General features: G+C 59.8%; 19 protein-coding genes. 15 read left to right on the top strand and 4 right to left on the bottom strand.

Translation table 11 applies throughout. The annotated features are described in order from the left end of the window. Window positions 1–58 precede the first annotated feature (58 nt). From IEV40_RS03190 to IEV40_RS03150, 9 genes are all read left to right on the top strand, one after another. Complete coding sequence (locus IEV40_RS03190) at window positions 59–2,197, top strand: sodium-translocating pyrophosphatase (protein ID WP_188419494.1); 2,139 nt, start codon at window positions 59–61, stop codon at window positions 2,195–2,197. Between the two features lie 229 nt (window positions 2,198–2,426). After that, a complete protein-coding gene (gene ggt, locus IEV40_RS03185) occupies window positions 2,427–4,193 on the top strand; it encodes a gamma-glutamyltransferase (protein ID WP_188419493.1) in 1,767 nt (588 codons plus the stop codon). 70 nt (window positions 4,194–4,263) lie between these two features. Further along, window positions 4,264–5,475 (top strand): patatin-like phospholipase family protein, encoded by a 1,212-nt coding sequence (locus tag IEV40_RS03180; RefSeq protein WP_188419492.1) that lies wholly within the window; start codon window positions 4,264–4,266, stop codon window positions 5,473–5,475. Window positions 5,476–5,589: 114 nt separating this feature from the next. Further along, window positions 5,590–5,964, top strand: a complete 375-nt coding sequence (locus IEV40_RS03175; RefSeq protein ID WP_188419491.1) for a guanyl-specific ribonuclease — start codon at window positions 5,590–5,592, stop codon at window positions 5,962–5,964. 51 nt (window positions 5,965–6,015) lie between these two features. Continuing rightward, complete coding sequence (locus IEV40_RS03170; protein ID WP_188419490.1) at window positions 6,016–6,414, top strand: barstar family protein; 399 nt, start codon at window positions 6,016–6,018, stop codon at window positions 6,412–6,414. Between the two features lie 137 nt (window positions 6,415–6,551). Continuing rightward, window positions 6,552–7,163 (top strand): phosphoribosylglycinamide formyltransferase, encoded by a 612-nt coding sequence (gene purN / locus IEV40_RS03165; protein WP_188419489.1) that lies wholly within the window; start codon window positions 6,552–6,554, stop codon window positions 7,161–7,163. Window positions 7,164–7,191: 28 nt separating this feature from the next. Beyond that, a complete protein-coding gene (locus IEV40_RS03160; RefSeq protein ID WP_188419488.1) occupies window positions 7,192–8,454 on the top strand; it encodes an RsmB/NOP family class I SAM-dependent RNA methyltransferase in 1,263 nt (420 codons plus the stop codon). Between the two features lie 4 nt (window positions 8,455–8,458). Continuing rightward, the gene (locus tag IEV40_RS03155; protein WP_188419487.1) at window positions 8,459–9,811 is read left to right on the top strand and encodes a mechanosensitive ion channel family protein; all 1,353 of its coding nucleotides are present in this window, start codon (window positions 8,459–8,461) and stop codon (window positions 9,809–9,811) included. 116 nt (window positions 9,812–9,927) lie between these two features. Beyond that, window positions 9,928–11,121, top strand: coding sequence for a DesA family fatty acid desaturase (locus tag IEV40_RS03150; protein WP_188419486.1), 1,194 nt, complete (start codon window positions 9,928–9,930; stop codon window positions 11,119–11,121). A gap of 94 nt (window positions 11,122–11,215) precedes the next feature. Here the strand turns inward: IEV40_RS03150 and IEV40_RS03145 are convergent, their stop codons facing one another. The 4 genes from IEV40_RS03145 to radC all read right to left on the bottom strand — a co-directional run bounded on the left by IEV40_RS03145 (window position 11,216) and on the right by radC (window position 13,253). Next, window positions 11,216–11,866: an FMN-binding negative transcriptional regulator gene (locus IEV40_RS03145; RefSeq protein WP_188419485.1), complete on the bottom strand. Its 651-nt coding sequence runs from the start codon at window positions 11,864–11,866 to the stop codon at window positions 11,216–11,218. A gap of 126 nt (window positions 11,867–11,992) precedes the next feature. Further along, window positions 11,993–12,160 (bottom strand): 50S ribosomal protein L33, encoded by a 168-nt coding sequence (gene rpmG / locus IEV40_RS03140; RefSeq protein ID WP_188379232.1) that lies wholly within the window; start codon window positions 12,158–12,160, stop codon window positions 11,993–11,995. A gap of 24 nt (window positions 12,161–12,184) precedes the next feature. Continuing rightward, entirely contained in the window at window positions 12,185–12,421 is a 237-nt protein-coding gene (gene rpmB / locus IEV40_RS03135) for a 50S ribosomal protein L28 (protein ID WP_132257685.1), read from the bottom strand. Between the two features lie 157 nt (window positions 12,422–12,578). Then, window positions 12,579–13,253, bottom strand: coding sequence for a RadC family protein (gene radC, locus IEV40_RS03130; RefSeq protein WP_188419484.1), 675 nt, complete (start codon window positions 13,251–13,253; stop codon window positions 12,579–12,581). Between the two features lie 129 nt (window positions 13,254–13,382). On the opposite strand from radC, the gene IEV40_RS03125 reads away from it, so the two are divergent. From IEV40_RS03125 to IEV40_RS03100, 6 genes are all read left to right on the top strand, one after another. Continuing rightward, window positions 13,383–13,838: an FKBP-type peptidyl-prolyl cis-trans isomerase gene (locus tag IEV40_RS03125; RefSeq protein ID WP_188419483.1), complete on the top strand. Its 456-nt coding sequence runs from the start codon at window positions 13,383–13,385 to the stop codon at window positions 13,836–13,838. A gap of 61 nt (window positions 13,839–13,899) precedes the next feature. After that, window positions 13,900–14,829: a 4-hydroxy-3-methylbut-2-enyl diphosphate reductase gene (gene ispH, locus IEV40_RS03120; RefSeq protein ID WP_188419482.1), complete on the top strand. Its 930-nt coding sequence runs from the start codon at window positions 13,900–13,902 to the stop codon at window positions 14,827–14,829. 399 nt (window positions 14,830–15,228) lie between these two features. Beyond that, window positions 15,229–16,158, top strand: coding sequence for a branched-chain amino acid ABC transporter permease (locus IEV40_RS03115; protein ID WP_188419481.1), 930 nt, complete (start codon window positions 15,229–15,231; stop codon window positions 16,156–16,158). Between the two features lie 18 nt (window positions 16,159–16,176). Beyond that, window positions 16,177–17,391, top strand: a complete 1,215-nt coding sequence (locus IEV40_RS03110) for an ABC transporter permease subunit (RefSeq protein ID WP_188419480.1) — start codon at window positions 16,177–16,179, stop codon at window positions 17,389–17,391. 12 nt (window positions 17,392–17,403) lie between these two features. Beyond that, on the top strand, window positions 17,404–18,177 hold the full coding sequence (locus IEV40_RS03105) for an ABC transporter ATP-binding protein (RefSeq protein ID WP_188419479.1): 774 nt from the start codon (window positions 17,404–17,406) through the stop codon (window positions 18,175–18,177). Next, window positions 18,177–18,902 carry an ABC transporter ATP-binding protein gene (locus IEV40_RS03100; RefSeq protein WP_188419478.1) on the top strand — a complete coding sequence of 242 codons (726 nt, stop codon included), beginning with the start codon at window positions 18,177–18,179 and terminating at the stop codon, window positions 18,900–18,902. The genes IEV40_RS03105 and IEV40_RS03100 overlap by 1 nt, the downstream gene beginning before the upstream one ends. Window positions 18,903–18,915 lie beyond the last annotated feature (13 nt).

The following is an 18,915-nucleotide window of genomic DNA, read 5'->3' as shown; positions in this document are numbered from 1 at the left end:
ATGTCCGCCGGAATGTCGTAGCGGTCAATTCTTTGTCGTGACAACAAGAGGAGTCGATATGTCCATCTCCATATGGCTGGTCATTGCGTGCGGTATTGTTGCGGTGGTCTACGGGCTGGTTTCGCGCAGCTGGATTCTCGGACTTGATCCGGGCAATGCGCGCATGCAGGAAATCGCATCCGCCATCCAGCAGGGCGCGGCCGCCTATCTCGCGCGGCAATATCGGACCATTGCCATCGTCGGCGTCATCCTGTTCATCATCATCGCCTTTGCGCTCGGCTGGCTGACTGCGGCCGGTTTCCTGGTCGGCGCGGTGCTGTCCGGTGCTTGCGGTTTCATCGGCATGAACGTATCGGTGCGCGCCAACGTGCGCACTGCGCAGGCGGCAACCAAGGGGATGAGCGAAGCACTGGACGTCGCTTTCAAGGGCGGTGCGATCACCGGCATGCTGGTGGTCGGCCTCGGCCTGCTCGGCGTGGCGATCTTCTTCCTGGTACTCATCCTGTCTGCACAGCACGGTTCCTTCGTCGGAACATTGCACGATGCGATCGTGCCGCTGGTCGGCCTCGCGTTCGGCGCATCGCTGATCTCGATCTTCGCGCGTCTCGGCGGCGGCATCTTCACGAAAGGCGCGGATGTCGGCGCCGATCTGGTGGGCAAGGTGGAAGCAGGTATACCTGAAGACGATCCGCGCAACCCGGCCGTGATCGCGGACAACGTCGGCGACAACGTCGGCGATTGCGCCGGCATGGCGGCGGATCTTTTCGAAACCTACGTCGTCACGCTGATCGCGACGATGCTGCTGGGTTCGCTGATGATGACCGGCATGGAGTTCACCGCTGCGATCTATCCGCTGTTGCTGGGCGCAGTGTCGATCATCGCGTCCATCGTCGGTTGTGCGATGGTGAAGGCGAAGGAAGGCAGAAAAATCATGTCGGCGCTGTATATCGGCCTGTGGTGGGCTGCCGGCCTCTCGCTGCTGGGTTTTGCCGTCATCACGTGGTTCGTGATGCCGCGCGAACTGTTCGTTGCCATGTTCGGTTCGTCGGTGATCGGCATCGTGCTCACTGCCGTGATGGTCTACGTCACCGAGTATTACACCGGCACCGATTTCAAGCCGGTACGGCATATTGCGCAGGCATCGACCACCGGACACGGCACCAATATCATCGCCGGACTCGGCGTATCGATGCGCGCGACTGCATGGCCGGTTGTCGCCGTGTGCGTGGCGATCCTGGCATCGTACTGGCTCGGCGGGCTGTACGGCATTGCAATCGCAGCGACAGCGATGCTGTCGATGGCCGGCATCATCGTGGCGCTCGATGCCTACGGCCCGATCACCGACAACGCCGGCGGCATCGCCGAAATGGCCGGCATGCCGGAATCGGTACGCGCGATCACCGATCCGCTGGATGCAGTTGGCAATACGACGAAGGCGGTGACCAAGGGTTATGCAATCGGCTCCGCCGGGCTTGCCGCATTGGTGTTGTTCGCCGATTACACGCATGCGCTCGATTCGGTCGGCAAGGGTACCTTCTTCGACCTGTCGAATCCGATGGTCATCATCGGCCTGTTCATCGGCGGATTGATTCCGTATCTGTTCGGTGCGATGGCGATGGAAGCGGTTGGCCGTGCTGCGGGTGCCGTCGTCGTCGAAGTGCGCCGCCAGTTCAGCGAGATCAAGGGCATCATGGACGGCAGCGGCAAGCCGGAGTACGACAAGGCCGTCGACATGCTGACCTCGGCGGCGATCCGCGAGATGGTGATTCCATCGCTGCTGCCTGTGGTGATTCCGATCGCGGTCGGCGTGCTGCTCGGCCCGGCGGCATTGGGTGGCTTGCTGATGGGCGCGATCGTCACCGGCATCTTCGTCGCGATTTCGATGACGACCGGCGGCGGCGCGTGGGACAACGCGAAGAAATTCATCGAGGACGGTAATCACGGCGGCAAGGGTTCCGAAGCGCACAAGGCTGCAGTGACCGGCGATACGGTCGGCGATCCGTACAAGGATACGGCCGGCCCGGCCGTCAATCCGCTGATCAAGATCATCAACATCGTTGCGCTGCTGCTGGTACCGCTGCTGCCGATGTCCGGCATGGATGTGGCGGCTGTTCATGAAGAGACATCGATGGTCGTTGTCGCGCCGAACAGCGTTGCGCAACAGCAGGAAGATGCGTCGCAGAATAATGCGCAGTGAAGTGCAACAAAGTGCATGCAATGAGATGCATGCAATGAAGCAGGGTTTGCCTGTCTCTGTTTTCTGAAGACGGTGCAAGGAAAGGCAGCTGCGGCTGCCTTTTCGTTTGTGGCCATTTGTGGCGGCATCGGACTGAACATCGATGTACATACGCTGGTGCGCTGCGGAGTAGGCGCAACGCGATTACACTGCTGCAGGTTATCTTCTGGCCTTTCTGCGGAGCATCTGCATGTCCCGATTCGTCGTTGCCGTCATCCTGTGTGCCGCCTTTGCTGGGGTGCGGGCCGAAACCGTTCTGCGCGAACCGTTGCCGGTCACGCCGGAAGCCGGCAGTGGCTACAGCGTCAAGCCGGGATGGGCCGCGAAGAAGTTCATGGTTGCCGCCGCCAATCCGCTGGCGGTCGATGCCGGCTACCAAATGCTGAAGCAGGGCGGCTCGGCCGTCGATGCAGCCATCGCCGTGCAGATGGTGCTGACGCTGGTGGAGCCGCAATCTTCCGGTATCGGCGGCGGCGCCTTCCTGTTGCATTTCGACGGCAAGCGAGTGCGGGCTTTCGATGGGCGCGAGACGGCGCCTGCGTCGGCTACCGAAAAACTGTTCCTTGATGGGGCAGGCAAACCGATGCCGTTCTTCGATGCCGTCGTCGGTGGCCGCTCGGTCGGCGTGCCGGGCGTGTTGCGTATGCTGGAACTGGCGCATCGCCGCTACGGCAAGCTGCCGTGGAGCACGTTGTTCGTACCGGCGATCCGGCTGGCGGAAGAAGGCTTTACCGTCAGTCCGCGGCTGGCGATGCTGTTGAAGGAAGAGCCGTACCTGAAGAAGGATGCGGCAGCGGCTGCCTATTTCTACGACGGCAACGGCCAGCCATGGCCGGCCGGACACTTGTTGAAGAATCCCGCGCTGGCACGGACGCTGCGGCAGATTGCCGAAGGCGGCGCCGATGCCTTCTACGAAGGCCGCATCGCGCAGGACATCGCGGACAAGGTCGCGCATCATCCGACCAATCCGGGTGGCATGACGACGGCCGATCTGGCCGGTTATCGCGCGAAGGTGCGTGCGCCGGTCTGTAGCGCTTACCGGATCTGGATGGTCTGCGGCATGCCGCCGCCATCGTCGGGCGGGATTGCCGTGGCGCAGATGTTGGGTATTCTGGAACGGACTAATCTTTCGGCATTGAAGCCGGACGACGGCGCGTGGAATCCGCAAGCCGCCCATCTGTTTACCGAAGCCGGACGCCTCGCCTATGCCGATCGAAATCGCTATGTTGCCGATACCGATTTCGTTCCGCTTCCTGGCAACAGTTACGCACCACTGCTGGACAAGACCTATCTGGCGCAGCGCGCTGCGCTGATCGGTGAACGTTCGATGGGCCACGCCGAGGCGGGTGTGCCGCGCGGCTGGCAACTGGCGTGGGGTAACGATGCGTCGCCGGAATTGCCGTCGACGTCGCACATGTCGATCGTCGATGCAGAAGGCCATGCGGTAGCGATGACGACAACGATCGAAAACGCTTTCGGCTCACGGTTGATGGTGGACGGTTTTTTGCTGAATAACGAGCTGACCGATTTTTCCGCGGTGGCCGAGGATGAGTCGGGGCCGGTCGCCAATCGCGTGCAGCCCGGCAAGCGGCCGCGCAGCACGATGGCGCCGACCTTCGTCTTCGACCGGTCGAACCGGCTGGTTCTGGCGATCGGTTCGCCGGGCGGTTCGTCCATCGTCAATTACGTGGCGAAGGTGCTGATCGGCACGCTGGACTGGGGACTCGACATGCAGCGGGCAATCGATCTGCCGAATGTCGGTAGCCGCAACGGTCCGACCGAACTGGAGAAAGGGCGTGTATCGCCGGGGCTGATCGCCGCCTTGCAGGCACGCGGACATGCGGTGCTGATCGAAGACCAGACGTCGGGCTTGCATGGCATCATGCGTGCGCGAAGCGGCGATGCCTGGTTCGGTGGTGCGGACCCGCGCCGCGAGGGAATCGCGCGCGGCGACTGAATGCCGTCTGCAGGACGGCAAGGTGGGCGCTTGCTTGCCCGAAACCGCAAACGCCTTAATAATGGATCGTATGCAAGATCGGAAAAAAATCGCATTGATCCTGACTGGCGGCGGTGCACGTGCGGCTTACCAGATCGGCGTCCTGCAAAGCGTGTCCGCGATTCTGCTGGAGGCAGGATGGTCGCCCGACCGCAATCCCTACGATATTATCTGCGGCACCTCCGCCGGCGCGATCAATGCCACGGCGCTGGCCTGTCATGCCGACGATTTCAATAACGGCCTGGATCGCATTGCCAACGTATGGGAAAACTTCACGGCGGAACAGGTCTACCGTGCCGACTCGCTGGGCGTGCTGCGCTCCGGCGCGCGCTGGCTGTCGCTGCTGTCTTTCGGCTGGCTGATGCGGACATGGCGGGCGAATCCGCCGATGTCCCTGCTGGACAATACGCCGCTGGTCAATCTGCTGAACCGCATGCTGAATCTGCCGAAGCTGGACAAGGCGCTGGCGGAAGGCAAGCTGCATGCGCTGGCGGTGACGGCGTCGTCCTATACGGCCGGCCAGCACATCACTTTCTATCAGAGCGAAGCCGACATCGAACCGTGGGTGCGTACGCAGCGTAGCGCGGTGCGTGCGCAGATCGGCATTGAGCATCTGCTGGCGTCGTCGGCGATTCCGCTGATTTTTCCGGCGACGCCGATTTTCTGTGCCGGCCGCCGCGAATATTTCGGCGACGGATCGATGCGTCAGCTGGCGCCGATCTCGCCGGCCATCCATCTCGGTGCGGACAAGGTGCTGGTGATCGGCTCCGGCCGCCTGCTGGAACCGGCGATCGATCCTGCCGCGCATGCGCAGTATCCGACGCTGGCGCAGATTGCCGGCCATGCGATGTCCAGCATTTTCCTCGACAGTATTGCCGGCGATGTCGAGCGCCTGAACCGGATCAACGAGACGCTGTCGTTCCTGACGCCGGAGCAACTGGCGCGTACGCCGTTGCGGCCGATCCAGATGCTGTCGATTTCGCCGTCGGAACGGCTGGATACGATCGCCAGCCGTCATATCGGTAGCCTGCCGCGGCCGGTGCGCATGTTGCTGGCCGGCATCGGCGCTACCGAGGTGCGTGGTGCGGCGCTGGCATCCTATCTGTTGTTCGAGAAAAGTTACACGTCGGAGCTGATCGCGCTCGGCCGTCAGGATGCCTTGGCGCACAAGGCGGAAATACTTGCCTTTTTTTCACAAGAGCCAGAGGGTGTCGTGGCGCCAGCGCTACGCGCCGCAAGCTGAGTTTGCGTTCGCTCACTGACGGCCTTATCTATTGCTTCGTTGTCAGCAACACGGTACGCTCGATGCCGAAATGTGGCTGATTTGGTAAAACAGCCTTAAAACGGGAAAACATTCGTGAAAACCAAATTTATTCGACGTTTTGGGCTGTTTTTCGCTACATTACTGCTTTCTTTTAACGTTTTTGCCTTCGATTCGGGCAAATTAGGCGTTATTTCGTTCACCGAGTTGCCGCCGGAGGCGCAACGGACGATTGCACTTATCCGCCAGGGTGGTCCTTATCCTTACGAAAAGGACGGAGCGGTATTCGGAAACTACGAAAAGGTTTTACCGCAGCGAAAGCGCGGGTATTATCGCGAATTCACCGTTAAAACGCCGCGTGCCCGCAATCGGGGCGCCAAAAGGATTGTTACGGGCGGCGAGAAGAAACAGCCAAGCGAATACTATTACACCGCCGATCACTATAGAAGTTTCAAACGTGTCATAGAGTGAAATATGGCCCTGTTGTCACCGATGAAAAATTTCCTGAAGGTAGAGGAATCGATGAGTTTGCTTAAAACCGTGCCGTCGAACGTCGTGCAATCGATTCGCGCTTTTCGCGTCGTCGAACTGCAGGCCGAAGCCGCGCAGCTTGGGCAGCATTTCCTGTATGCGCATTGTGCTCATGCAGCAACCAAGCAGCAGGTGCTGACCACGATTGCGGAAGCGTTCCAGTTTCCACGGCATTTTGGCAAGAATTTCGATGCACTGTCCGATTGCTTGACCAGCCTGCCGCACAAGGCCGGTGTGCAGCCCGGTTTCCTGATCGTGCTGGAGCAGTTGCCGAACACGCCGAAATTCGACAAGGAAGCGCGCGAAACGCTGCTCGACGTGTTCCGCGATGCCGCCGAATTTTGGGCTGAAAAGAAAATCGCCTTCCGCGTCTTCTATTCCTTTCAGTAGTTTTCTCTTCCGGCCGCCGTGCAGGTGGCTGTCTTCCCCGAATCCTTCCGTTTCGTCCGTTCCTTCGGGAGCCGGAATGCCGCATATTTGCTTGCATTCGGCGGATCGGCGGGTGGCAGTGCGGTACAATGCGCGCCATGAAAAAAATCGTCATTTTGATTTCCGGACGCGGCAGCAACATGGATGCCATCCTGCGTGCCGCCCGGGACGAAAAATGGCCGGCACAGGTCGCTGCAGTCATCAGCAATCGTGCGGATGCGCCGGGTTTGGCGGTTGCGCAGGCGCACGGCATACCCGCCATCGTCGTCGCCAGCGTCTCCTATCCGGAACGCGAGGCATTCGATGCCGAACTGCAGCGCACGATTGACAGTTTTTCCCCGGATCTGGTCGTGCTGGCCGGATTCATGCGCATCCTGACTGCGGGATTCGTGGCGCATTACGCAGGGCGCATGCTGAACGTTCATCCATCGCTGCTGCCGAGCTTTACCGGCCTGGCCACGCATCGCCGTGCGCTGGAAACTGGCGTCAAGATTCACGGTGCGACCGTGCATTTCGTCACGGCCGAGCTGGACCATGGACCGATCGTTGCGCAAGCGGCCGTTTCCGTCTTGCCGGACGATGACGAACAGACGTTGTCAGCGCGCGTACTGGAGCAGGAACACATCATTTACCCGCACGCGATCCGTTGCTTCGTCGAAGGACGGCTGTCGGTTCGCGACGGCATCGTCCGCATCGCCGATGCGCGATGAAAACAGAACAAGTCAACAAGGAATTTGCATGAGATTGCCTCCCTACGTCATCGGCAGCACGGAAGAAGTGCTGCGCGAGATACTGCGATTCGCCGGCCCGGCCGACGTCACGCTGTCCTACTATTTTCGCGGTCATCCGAAGCTGGGCTCGCGCGAGCGCGGCGTGATCGCCGAAGCGGTCTATGCGATCCTGCGCAACCGTGCGGTCTATACCAATTTTTCGGAATCGGGCAGCGGCCCCGCGATGCGGCGCATGGCTTTGCTGGGACTGGCCGAGGTCGTCGGTGCGGAAGCGCTGGGCGGACTGGCGGAGGAAGAATCCGACTGGTTGGCACGCGTGATGCAGATCGATCGCGAAACATTGCCTACCACCTTGCGCGCCAATCTGCCGCAATGGCTGTTCGACAAACTGGTCGAGCGCGACGGCGAGGCAGCAACGCTGGAATTGGCGCACAGCATGAATCAGCCGGCACCGCTGGACTTGCGCGTCAATGCGTTGAAAGCCGGGCGCGACGACGTGATCGCCGAACTGGCAAAGGCGCCCATCCAGTGCGAGCCGACGCCTTATGCGCCACTCGGCATTCGCGTGTGCAAGAAGCCGGCGCTGCAGAACATGCCGCTGTTCAAGGATGGTGCGATCGAAGTGCAGGATGAAGGCAGCCAGTTGCTGTCGCAACTGGTCGGTGCCAAGCGTGGCGAGATGGTCGTCGATTTCTGCGCCGGTGCCGGCGGCAAGACGCTGTCGCTGGGCGCAGCGATGCGCAATACCGGCCGGCTGTATGCGTTCGACGTTTCCGACAAGCGGCTGGCGAAGCTGAAGCCGCGGTTAGCGCGCAGCGGGCTGTCGAACGTGCATCCGGTGGTGATCGCGCACGAGAACGATGCCAAGGTCAAGCGCCTGGCCGGCAAGATCGACCGCGTGCTGGTCGATGCGCCATGCAGCGGGCTGGGCACGCTGCGCCGCAATCCGGACATCAAGTGGCGTCAGACGCCGCAGGCGGTGACCGAACTGAACGAGAAACAACTGTCCATCCTGAATGGCGCCGCGCGTCTGGTGAAGCCGGGCGGCCGGCTGGTCTATGCGACCTGCAGCATCCTGGACGAAGAGAACGAAGCCATCGTCGCGCAGTTCCTCGCGTCGCGCGACGATTTCACGCTGGTGCCGATGAAGGACGTGCTGGCGGAACAAAAGATTCCGCTGGAAATGGACGACTACCTGAAGCTGCTGCCGACCAAGCACCAGACCGATGGTTTCTTTGCCGCAGTGCTGGAGCGCAAGGGAAAGGCGTGACGCAATGAACCCGAATCTGCTTTCGACTTTCTGGACCGATCTGTCGACTGATCTCGGCAATCCCGGATTGCGCTGGCAGATCGGAGCGTTGCTGTTATGTATCGCGGTCGGCTGGCTGCTGGCCCGTTTGATACGGAGCATGTTTACCGAAGATGGCGAGAAGCAGGGCGTGCGCCGGTTCGGCGTGGCGAGTTTTTCGCGCGTGCTGTGGCCACTGCTGACGTTGGTACTGATCGTGATCGCCAGGTTGATTCTGGAGCCGCTGATTACCAATGTGGATATGCTGCGCATCGCGATCCCGTTGATCGGTTCGTTCGCGCTGATCAGGCTGTCCTTCTATGTGATGCGCCGTATCTTCGCCAAGGGTGGCAGGGTCGGCAATTTCGTCCTGCTGTTCGAGAAGAGCTTTGCGTTGCTGGTCTGGGTCGTCGTGGCGCTGCATATCACCGGATTGCTGCCCGATCTGGAAGTCTTCCTGGAACAGACGACGATACCGCTGGGCACGAACCGGGTGTCGATCATGACAACGCTTCAGGCGGCGCTCTCGGTCTGCGTGACCATGATCGTCGCGCTGTGGGCTTCCGCGCTGCTGGAAGAACGTCTGATGCGGCTCGACAGCGTGCATTCGTCGATGCGTGCGGTGCTGTCGCGCATGGCGCGCGCGGTGCTGGTGCTGCTGGCGCTGTTGATCAGCCTGTCGATGGTTGGCATCGACCTGACCGTGCTGTCGGTTTTTGGCGGTGCGTTGGGCGTCGGCCTCGGCCTCGGCTTGCAGAAGATTGCCAGCAGTTACGTGTCCGGCTTCATCATCCTGCTGGAGCGCAGCCTGTCGATCGGCGACATGGTGTCGGTCGACCGTTTTTCCGGTCGCGTCGCGCAGATCAACACGCGTTATACGGTGCTGCGCACCGGCGACGGTTCAAGTGCCGTGGTGCCGAACGATTTGTTCGTCTCCGGTTCCGTGCAGAATTTTTCGCTGATGGACAGCGTGGTGCTGATGTCGACAACCGTCGGTGTCGATTACCGCACCGACATCGATCTGGCGCTGCTCCTGCTGGAAGAGGCGACGCAGGAGCAGCCGCGTATCCGCCGTGATGGCGATCGTGCACCGAAGGCGTTGATGATGGGATTCGGTGCTGACGGCATCAACCTGCAGCTGAATTTCTGGGTGAATGAAAGCGAACGTGGCGGCGTGCTTTCAGATGTCAATCGGACAATCTGGAAACTATTTCAGGCGCATCAGATCAACGTTCCTTTCCCGCAACGCGAAATCAGGTTGGCGGATGAGCAATACACTGCGGTAAAAGAGCGCCTAAATGTGCAACAAGTGGTTGCAAAACCCGATTTGCCGACCTAAAGGCGGTACAATTCTCCATTGTTTTGGGTAATTTTTCGCCGGTTACCCCTCGTATTTCGAAAAGGCGACCCCACTTGAGCGCCATGCCGTTTTTCGGCATTTGATACGGAGAGACAATGATAGACGCAGTACTCGATTTCTTTTCCAACGGCTTGACCAATGCCAGCGGCTGGGAAGTTTTCATTTTCACGGCGGTGATGACGCACATCACTATCGCCGCAGTTACGATTTTCCTGCACCGTTCGCAAGCCCATCGCGGGCTGGATCTGCATCCTGTGATGATGCACTTCTTCCGCTTCTGGCTGTGGATGACGACCGGCATGGTCACGAAGGAGTGGGTCGCGATCCACCGCAAGCACCATGCCAAGTGCGAGACCGAGGAAGATCCGCACAGCCCGGTTACGCGCGGCATCAAGAAAGTGTTTTTCGAAGGCGCAGAACTGTATCGCGAAGAAGCGAAGAACAAGGAAACGCTGGAAAAATACGGTCACGGCACGCCGGACGATTGGATGGAGCGTAACGTCTACACGAAGCATAGCGCACTCGGCGTTACGCTGATGCTGATCCTTAATGTGATGATGTTCGGCGTCATCGGTATCACCGTGTGGGCAGTGCAAATGATCTGGATTCCTCTGACGGCGGCCGGCATCATCAATGGCATCGGCCACTACTGGGGCTATCGTAACTACGAATGTAATGATGCCGCGACCAACATTTTCCCGATCGGCATCATCATCGGCGGCGAGGAGCTGCACAACAACCACCACACCTATGGCACGTCGGCCAAGCTGTCGTCGAAGTGGTATGAATTCGATATCGGCTGGATGTACATCCGCATCTTGGAATCGGTGGGTCTGGCCAAGGTTAAAAAAGTGGCGCCGGAACCGAAGTTCGAACAGGGCAAGCTGCATCTGGACTTCAATACCTTGCAGTCGGTGATCGCAAACCGTTACGACGTGACGGCCAAATATGCGAAATCGTTGAAGAAGACATGGCGCGAAGAACGCGAACACCTCGAAGAGAAGGCCAAGCTGGAATCCGGCTTCCTGCGTTCGACCAAGAAATTGCTGCATCGCGAACCGGCCAAGCTGGAAGAGCCGCACAAGGCACAGTTGACCGAACTGTTCGCACACAGCAAGGCGTTGAAGACGATGCACGAGATGCGTGTCGAACTCGGTGCGCTGTGGGAACGTTCGCATGCGAGCCGCGACCAGCTGCTGCATCAATTGCAGGACTGGTGCGCACGTGCTGAAGCCTCAGGCATTTCGGCGCTGCGTGAGTTCTCGCTGCGACTGCGCAGCTACGCCTGATCCGGCGATCGTTTCATGGAAAAGCCCGGCTACAGCCGGGCTTTTTGTTTGTGGTGTGTGTTGGTAGCTGGTAGCCACCTATGTGTTGACACGTCTATTTCGTTTCGAAATGCGGCGTTTCCATCAGGCTTTGCACGATATGCGAAACGGCTTTTGACTGATCGTCGCCAGATTGCAGGCCCGTCACGACGCCTTGCCGATCGACGTCGCTCCGATTCTGACTCATTTTCCATTTCGCCTGTAAGCCGGCGATCCGGATTTCCAGTCCGACGATACGGGCTAGTTGCTCGTTGATGAAATCGTGTGGCGCGCCCCCCATTTTCCATGGCACCTCGCGCGATGTTTCCAGTTGTTGTGTCAGCCGGCCAGCCTGCGCGCGCAGCCATTTCATGTCGTCGTGAACGATGATCTTGCCGGTTATGTGGACGGCGGCGTAGTTGTAGGTCGGCACTACGCGGTGCGTGTCGTTCTTGCTGGGATAGAGGCTGGGAGAAATGTACGTGCTGGCTCCCTGGAAAATGACCAGGCAATCGACATCGGACTGCATCTGTTGCCATACCGGATTGGCGCGTGCCACATGGCAAAGCAGGCGAACGGATTCCTGTGTTCTGTCCAGCAGGAAGGGCAGATGATTGGCCTCGATGCCGCCGGAAGATTGCGTGATCAGGATGCCTAGCGGTGATTCTTCGATCAGGCGGTAGGACGCTTCGATGTCGGTCTGCGCAAAATGCGGAGGAAGATACATGGCGACGGCAAAACGAAGATGGAGGATTTGCAGTTTATCCCGTTGCGGAAATGGCGGAAGCAGGTAATCATGCCGGCAATAAAAAAGCCGCTCGTTGGAGCGGCTTTTTTGCAACCGGAAGACCAATTACTTGATCTTGGTTTCCTTGTATTCGACGTGCTTGCGAGCTTTGGGATCGAACTTGATGATCGCCATTTTCTCGGGCATCGTGCGTTTGTTCTTGGTGGTGGTGTAGAAGTGACCCGTACCTGCGGTCGACTCCAGCTTGATTTTGTCGCGGCCAGATTTCGCCATGATGGTTCCTCGTTATTCTGCAGGTTAGATTTTTTCGCCGCGAGCACGCATGTCGGCCAGAACGGCGTCGATGCCGATCTTGTCGATCACGCGCAGGCCGGCGTTGGACAGGCGCAGGGAAACCCAGCGGTTTTCGGATTCAACGAAGATGCGGCGGTTTTGCAGGTTAGGCAAAAAGCGGCGTTTCGTCTTGTTGTTTGCATGGGAAACGTTGTTGCCGACCATCGGCCCCTTCCCGGTGACTTGGCATACACGTGCCATGATGCGCTCCTAAAAGATTCCAGAATTGGAAAAACAGCGAGTATAGCCAAAAAGACGCGATTATTCAATAACTTGCGAAAAACAATTGTGTCTTTGTTGATTCAATAATTTAACAATCTTGGAAGCTTCAGGAAAAGGTTTTCGCATAGTCTTGCCATCACAGTTCGCCATGCTCGGCGAACGAATAGACATGCCGGCCGGCGACGACAAAATGGTCGAGCACACGCACGTCGACCAGCGCCAGCGCCTGTTTCAATGCCTGCGTCAGCATATGGTCGGCCTGGCTGGGATCGGGCGTACCCGATGGATGGTTGTGCGCGAGGATGACGCCGGCCGCATTGTGCGCCAGCGCGACCTTGACGACCTCGCGCGGATAGACCGATGCATGCGTCAACGTTCCGCGAAACATTTCGTCACAGGCGATCAGGCGGTTCTTCACGTCGAGGAACAGGACGGCAAACGATTCATAGCTGCGACCACCCAGCAGCAGTTGCAGATATTGCTTGACCGCCTGCGGCGAACCGAGCGTGACGCCGTTCTGCAATTCTTCGGACAGCGAGCGCCGTGCCAGTTCCAGCACGGCCTGCAGTTGCGCGTATTTGGCCGGACCGAGGCCGTTGATGCTGGAAAAATCCGTCAGCGATGCGGAAAACAGGCCGCTCAACGAGCCGAAATGCGTAACCATGTCGCGCCCGAGATCGACGGCGCTTTTGCCGGTCACGCCCACACGCAGAAATACCGCCAGCAGTTCTGCATCCGAAAGCTTGCTTGCACCGTGCCGGATCAGCCGTTCGCGCGGACGCTGGTCTGCCGGCCAGTCTGTAATCGCCATGTCTATCCTGTCGAGAAGGGAAAAGCGGGCGCGGTCGGGCATGCCGCCGCGGATTTTTATCGTTCGTCCGGCAAGCCGATGCAGGCAACGTGGCTTAAAATGACGCCTGTCGTGCAAACCGGAAATGTCATGTCAAATTTACCACACTCCGTCGTCACCGAATCTGCGCATCTGACGCTGCATTACCGGTTGGCTTCGGAGGACGGCGAAGATATCGTCAGCACCTTCACTGACAATCCGGCTACGCTGCAATTGGGGCAGGGCCAGTTGGCGCCCTTTCTGGAGCAATGCTTACTGGGACTGGAGGAAGGCGCGCATCGTACGTTCGAATTGTCGCCGGAGCGTGCCTTTGGCCCGCGTAATCCTGAACTGTTGCAGCGCATTTCGCGTGCGACCCTGGATGAGGGTTCCGGTCCGGGAGCGGAATATGCGATCGGCGATCTGGTGGAATTCGCGGCGCCGGGCGGCGGACAATTCGCCGGTGTGCTGCGCGAACTGGACGACGACACAGCGTTGTTCGACTTCAATCATCCGCTGGCCGGGCGGCCACTGCGGTTCGAAGTCAGGATCATCGGCATACTGTGATGGCCGTAACGCGCGGAGCATTGCGCGTGCATGCGACACGAAGAAACGAAACAGGAACGAAATGGAAAGTGAAATCCTCTTGGCCCAGCCGCGCGGTTTTTGCGCCGGCGTTGATCGGGCGATCGAGATCGTCGAACGTGCGCTGGTCGAATTTGGCGCGCCGATCTACGTGCGCCACGAAATCGTGCACAACGCTTATGTGGTGACCGATCTGCGCAGCAAGGGCGCGATTTTCATCGAGGAACTGGCCGACGTACCGGCCGGCAATACGGTGGTGTTTTCCGCGCACGGTGTTTCGAAGGCAGTGCAGCAGGAAGCCGAGCAGCGCGGCCTGCGCGTATTCGATGCTACCTGCCCACTGGTGACCAAGGTTCACATCGAAGTCGAGAAGATGCGTCGCGACGGCCGCGAGATCGTCATGATCGGTCATGCCGGGCATCCCGAAGTCGAAGGTACGATGGGGCAGACCGAGGATGGCATGCATCTGGTCGAAACGGTCGATGACGTCGAAAAGCTGCAGGTGAAGGATCCGGATCTGGTGTCCTACGTGACGCAGACGACGCTGTCGATCGACGATACGCGCGATGTGATCGCCGCATTGAAGAATAGGTTTCCCAACATCTCCGAGCCGAAGAAGGCCGACATCTGCTACGCGACGACGAACCGCCAGGAAGCGGTCAAGTTCATGGCGCCGCAGGTCGATCTGGTGATCGTCGTCGGCAGTCCGAACAGTTCCAACTCCAACCGCCTGCGCGAAGTGGCCGAGAAGCGCGGCGTGCCGGCGCATATGGTCGACAATGCGGCGCAGATCGATTCGACATGGCTGGCCGGCAAGCGTCGTATCGGCGTGACGGCCGGCGCTTCGGCGCCAGAAGTGCTGGTGCAGGCCGTCATCGATCGCCTGAAGGAATGCGGCGCGAAAAACGTGCGCACGCTGGAAGGCGTCGAAGAAAACGTCACTTTTCCGTTGCCCAAGGGATTGAAGAAGTAACGGCGCGTCGTCATGCTTCATGCGGCCGTGGAACGCAGGCATTCCACGCAGGTCGAAACGATGGAAACGACGGACGATGCACTGCAATCATGTGAGGCAGCCAGTCGGCCTTCGTCCAATACGTGTATTGGGGAAGGTATTCTGTATAATCCGGCCCGATTTGCTGCGGCATCGCGTCGCGGCGCCAATACAAGGATAAGAATGGAGACCATGAAGATGACGCGCTTTCGCTTTTCCGCCATTTTTGCGTTCGTCATTCGCCTCGCCGGATAAGCGGTAGACACACGATGCGGCACTCTGACTGATCAGAGTGCCGTTTTGTTATCCGGAACGATCCTTGCGTGTAACGCGGTTATGTAACGTTGTTTGCGGCAATCTTCTTCTGAGATCGGATTCGACATGGATATTTTCATCCAGCAGATCATCAACGGCCTGGTGCTCGGCAGCATGTATGCGTTGGTGGCGCTCGGCTATACGATGGTCTACGGTGTGCTGAACCTGATCAACTTTGCGCACGGCGACGTGCTGATGATCGGCGCGATGGCGGGGCTGACGATTCTGCACATGCTGGAATCGGTGGCGCCAGGCCTGCCAGGCATCGTCAAGATGATCATCGCGATCCTGGGCGCGATCCCGGTTTGCGTGATCGTCAACATCGTCATCGAACGCGTCGCCTATCGCCGCCTGCGTAATGCGCCGCGATTGGCGCCGCTGATCACGGCGATCGGCGTGTCCATCCTGCTGCAGACACTGGCGATGATGGTCTGGGGCCGCAGCCCGATTCCGTTTCCGCAAGTGATGCCGTCCGATCCGATGCACGTGATGGGCGCACTGATCTCGCCGACGCAGGTCATGCTGCTGATCCTTGCAGCGGTGGCGATGGGCTTGCTGGCACTGCTGGTTGAAAAAACGAAAATGGGAAGGGCGATGCGCGCGACGGCCGAAAATCCGCGCGTGGCGGGGTTGATGGGTGTCGATTCGAATCGCGTGATCGTGATGACCTTCGCGATCGGTGCGACGCTGGCGGCGATCGCCGGCGTCATGTGGGCTGCCAATTATTCGTCGGCGCAATTCGCAATGGGCTTCGTTCCCGGGCTGAAGGCATTTTCGGCTGCCGTGCTTGGCGGCATCGGCAACATCTACGGTGCGATGCTGGGCGGCATTCTGCTCGGCCTGATCGAAAGCCTGGGTGCCGGCTATATCGGCGACCTGACCGGCGGTTTCTTCGGCAGCAACTACCAGGACATCTTCGCCTTCGTTGTGCTGATCATCGTGCTGACGCTGCGGCCGTCCGGCATCATGGGCGAGCGTGTGCCCGATCGCGCGTGACGTAGTCGAGGAGCTGTCATGTCCCGTTACTTCGATCTGACCAACCATCCGCGCCAGGCGCGCTTCAGTCTTGCGGCAATCTTCATCCTTGCGCTGATCTTTCCGTTTATCGCGCAGCACTTCGGCAATTCCTGGGTGCGCATCATGGATCTGGCGCTGCTGTACATCATGCTGGCGCTGGGGCTGAACATCGTGGTCGGTTTTGCCGGCCTGCTCGATCTGGGTTACATCGCCTTCTATGCGATCGGTGCTTATCTGACAGGCTTGCTGGCCTCGCCGCAGTTCGCCGCGGTGCTGGAATCCTTCGTCAATCAGTATCCGGCAGTGGGAGAGGCATTGCTGGTGGTGTTCGGACCGGAGATCGCGCAGAACGGCATTCATCTGTCGCTGTGGTTCATCGTGCCGCTGGCAGCGCTGGTGGCGGCGTTCTTCGGCGCATTGCTCGGCGCGCCGACGCTGAAATTGCGCGGCGATTACCTGGCAATCGTCACCCTCGGCTTCGGCGAGATCATCCGCATCTTCATGAACAACCTGAATGCGCCGGTCAACATCACCAACGGTCCGCAGGGCATCAACCTGATCGATCCGATCCGCATCTTCGGCGTGTCGCTGGCCGGTGAGCCGGGCTCGGGGTCGATGGTGAAGATACTCGGCTACAGCATGCCGTCGGTAAATGCGTATTACTTCCTGTTCCTCGCCTTGTGCATCGCGATCATCTTCATTTCCGCGCGCCTGCAGCATTCACGTCTCGGCCGCGCCTTCGTCGCCATCCGCGAGGATGAGATCGCAGCCAAGGCGATGGGCATCAACACGCGCAACGTGAAGCTGCTGGCATTCGCGATGGGCGCTTCGTTCGGCGGCGTGGCTGGTGCGATGTTCGCATCGTTCCAGGGATTCGTGTCGCCGGAATCGTTTTCGCTGACCGAGTCGATTGCGGTGCTGGCGATGGTGGTGCTGGGCGGCATGGGACACATTCCCGGCGTCGTGCTGGGCGGCGTGCTGCTGGCGGCATTGCCGGAAGTGCTGCGTCACGTGGTCGAACCGGCGCAGCGCCTGTTGTTCGGCAAGGTGCTGATCGATGCGGAGATTTTGCGGCAACTGCTGTACGGGCTGGCAATGGTGCTGATCATGCTGAATCGTCCGGCCGGATTGTGGCCGTCGCCGAAGATCGAGGATCGGCCGGTCACGAATGACGATACCGAAAAGGGATCGACCGATGTGGTTGCGGCGTAAGAGGGCAGGGCGATGACGGAAGCGCAGATCATGCTCGAGATCGCCGGCGTCAGCAAACGCTTCGGCGGGCTGCAGGCGTTGTCGGACGTCAGCATCCGTATTCGTCGTGGCCAGATCTACGGATTGATCGGCCCCAACGGCGCAGGCAAGACGACCTTCTTCAATGTGATCACGGGCCTGTACCAGCCGGACGACGGTAGGTTCGAACTGGCCGGTCAGCCGTATTCGCCGTCCGCGCCGCACAAGGTGGCGAAGGCCGGCATTGCGCGGACTTTCCAGAATATCCGCCTGTTCGGCGAAATGACGGCGCTGGAGAATGTGATGGTCGGCCGTCATGTGCGCACGCATCAGGGTTTGCTGGGCGCGGTTCTGCATCATCGCGCTGCACGCGAAGAAGAGGCCGGCATCCGCAAGCGTGCGATGGAGCTGCTCGAATTCGTCGGCATTGCACAATTCGCCGAGCGCACCGCGCGACACCTTTCTTACGGCGATCAGCGTCGTCTGGAAATCGCCCGTGCATTGGCGACCGATCCGCAACTGCTGGCGCTGGACGAACCGGCAGCCGGCATGAATGCAACCGAGAAACTCGCGCTGCGCGATCTGCTGCAGCGCATTCGCGAAACCGGTGTCACGATCCTGCTGATCGAGCATGACGTGAAACTGATGATGGGCTTGTGCGACCGCATCACCGTGCTCGATTACGGCCGCATCATCGCAGAAGGCACGCCCGCCGAAGTGCAGAACGACCCCGCGGTGATCGAAGCCTATCTGGGAGGAGCGCACTGATGGCGAAATCCCTGCTGCAGATCGCCGGCCTGAAAGTGGCCTACGGCGGCATCCAGGCCGTCAAGGGTATCGACCTCGACGTGCACGAAGGTGAACTGATTGCGCTGATCGGCGCCAATGGTGCCGGCAAGACGACGACGCTGAAGGCAGTCACCGGCACGCTGCCGGGTAGCCGTGTCGAAGGTCATGTCGAATACGACGGCAGGCCGATCAAGGGGCTGCATTCTTTCCAGCTGGTCGAGCGCGGCATGGCGATGGTGCCGGAAGGCCGCGGCGTATTCACGCGCATGTCCATCCATGAAAATCTGCTGATGGGTGCCTACACGCGTAACGACAAGGCCGGCATCGCCGCCGACGTCGACAGATGGTTCGATATTTTTCCGCGCCTGAAGGAGCGTGCGGCGCAGATGGCCGGTACGCTGTCCGGCGGCGAGCAGCAGATGCTGGCGATGGCGCGTGCGTTGATGAGCCATCCGAAGCTGCTGTTGCTGGACGAGCCGTCGATGGGCCTGGCGCCGATCATGGTGGAGCGCATTTTCGAAGTGATCCGCGATGTGGCGTCGCAGGGCGTGACGATCCTGCTGGTCGAGCAGAATGCGAAGCTGGCGTTGCAGGCGGCGGATCGTGCCTATGTGATGGAATCCGGGCTCGTCACGATGCAGGGCGATGCGCAGCAGATGCTGGACGATCCACGCGTCAAGGAAGCCTATCTCGGCGAGGGCTGACGATCGCCAAGGC

It is taken from the genome of Oxalicibacterium solurbis, from assembly GCF_014635845.1.
Taxonomy (GTDB): domain Bacteria; phylum Pseudomonadota; class Gammaproteobacteria; order Burkholderiales; family Burkholderiaceae_D; genus Oxalicibacterium; species Oxalicibacterium solurbis.
This window is presented reverse-complemented; position numbering and strand designations above follow the sequence as displayed.

Excerpts from the sequence above, each read along its gene's own strand:
- IEV40_RS03190 (WP_188419494.1), top strand. The coding sequence starts at position 59 with ATGTCCATCTCCATATGGCTGGTCATTGCGTGCGGTATTGTTGCGGTG.
- ggt (WP_188419493.1), top strand. The coding sequence starts at position 2,427 with ATGTCCCGATTCGTCGTTGCCGTCATCCTGTGTGCCGCCTTTGCTGGG.
- IEV40_RS03180 (WP_188419492.1), top strand. The coding sequence starts at position 4,264 with ATGCAAGATCGGAAAAAAATCGCATTGATCCTGACTGGCGGCGGTGCA.
- IEV40_RS03170 (WP_188419490.1), top strand. The coding sequence starts at position 6,016 with ATGAGTTTGCTTAAAACCGTGCCGTCGAACGTCGTGCAATCGATTCGC.
- purN (WP_188419489.1), top strand. The coding sequence starts at position 6,552 with ATGAAAAAAATCGTCATTTTGATTTCCGGACGCGGCAGCAACATGGAT.
- IEV40_RS03160 (WP_188419488.1), top strand. The coding sequence starts at position 7,192 with ATGAGATTGCCTCCCTACGTCATCGGCAGCACGGAAGAAGTGCTGCGC.
- IEV40_RS03155 (WP_188419487.1), top strand. The coding sequence starts at position 8,459 with ATGAACCCGAATCTGCTTTCGACTTTCTGGACCGATCTGTCGACTGAT.
- IEV40_RS03150 (WP_188419486.1), top strand. The coding sequence starts at position 9,928 with ATGATAGACGCAGTACTCGATTTCTTTTCCAACGGCTTGACCAATGCC.
- IEV40_RS03145 (WP_188419485.1), bottom strand. The coding sequence starts at position 11,866 with ATGTATCTTCCTCCGCATTTTGCGCAGACCGACATCGAAGCGTCCTAC.
- rpmG (WP_188379232.1), bottom strand. The coding sequence starts at position 12,160 with ATGGCGAAATCTGGCCGCGACAAAATCAAGCTGGAGTCGACCGCAGGT.
- rpmB (WP_132257685.1), bottom strand. The coding sequence starts at position 12,421 with ATGGCACGTGTATGCCAAGTCACCGGGAAGGGGCCGATGGTCGGCAAC.
- radC (WP_188419484.1), bottom strand. The coding sequence starts at position 13,253 with ATGGCGATTACAGACTGGCCGGCAGACCAGCGTCCGCGCGAACGGCTG.
- IEV40_RS03125 (WP_188419483.1), top strand. The coding sequence starts at position 13,383 with ATGTCAAATTTACCACACTCCGTCGTCACCGAATCTGCGCATCTGACG.
- ispH (WP_188419482.1), top strand. The coding sequence starts at position 13,900 with ATGGAAAGTGAAATCCTCTTGGCCCAGCCGCGCGGTTTTTGCGCCGGC.
- IEV40_RS03115 (WP_188419481.1), top strand. The coding sequence starts at position 15,229 with ATGGATATTTTCATCCAGCAGATCATCAACGGCCTGGTGCTCGGCAGC.
- IEV40_RS03110 (WP_188419480.1), top strand. The coding sequence starts at position 16,177 with ATGTCCCGTTACTTCGATCTGACCAACCATCCGCGCCAGGCGCGCTTC.
- IEV40_RS03105 (WP_188419479.1), top strand. The coding sequence starts at position 17,404 with ATGACGGAAGCGCAGATCATGCTCGAGATCGCCGGCGTCAGCAAACGC.
- IEV40_RS03100 (WP_188419478.1), top strand. The coding sequence starts at position 18,177 with ATGGCGAAATCCCTGCTGCAGATCGCCGGCCTGAAAGTGGCCTACGGC.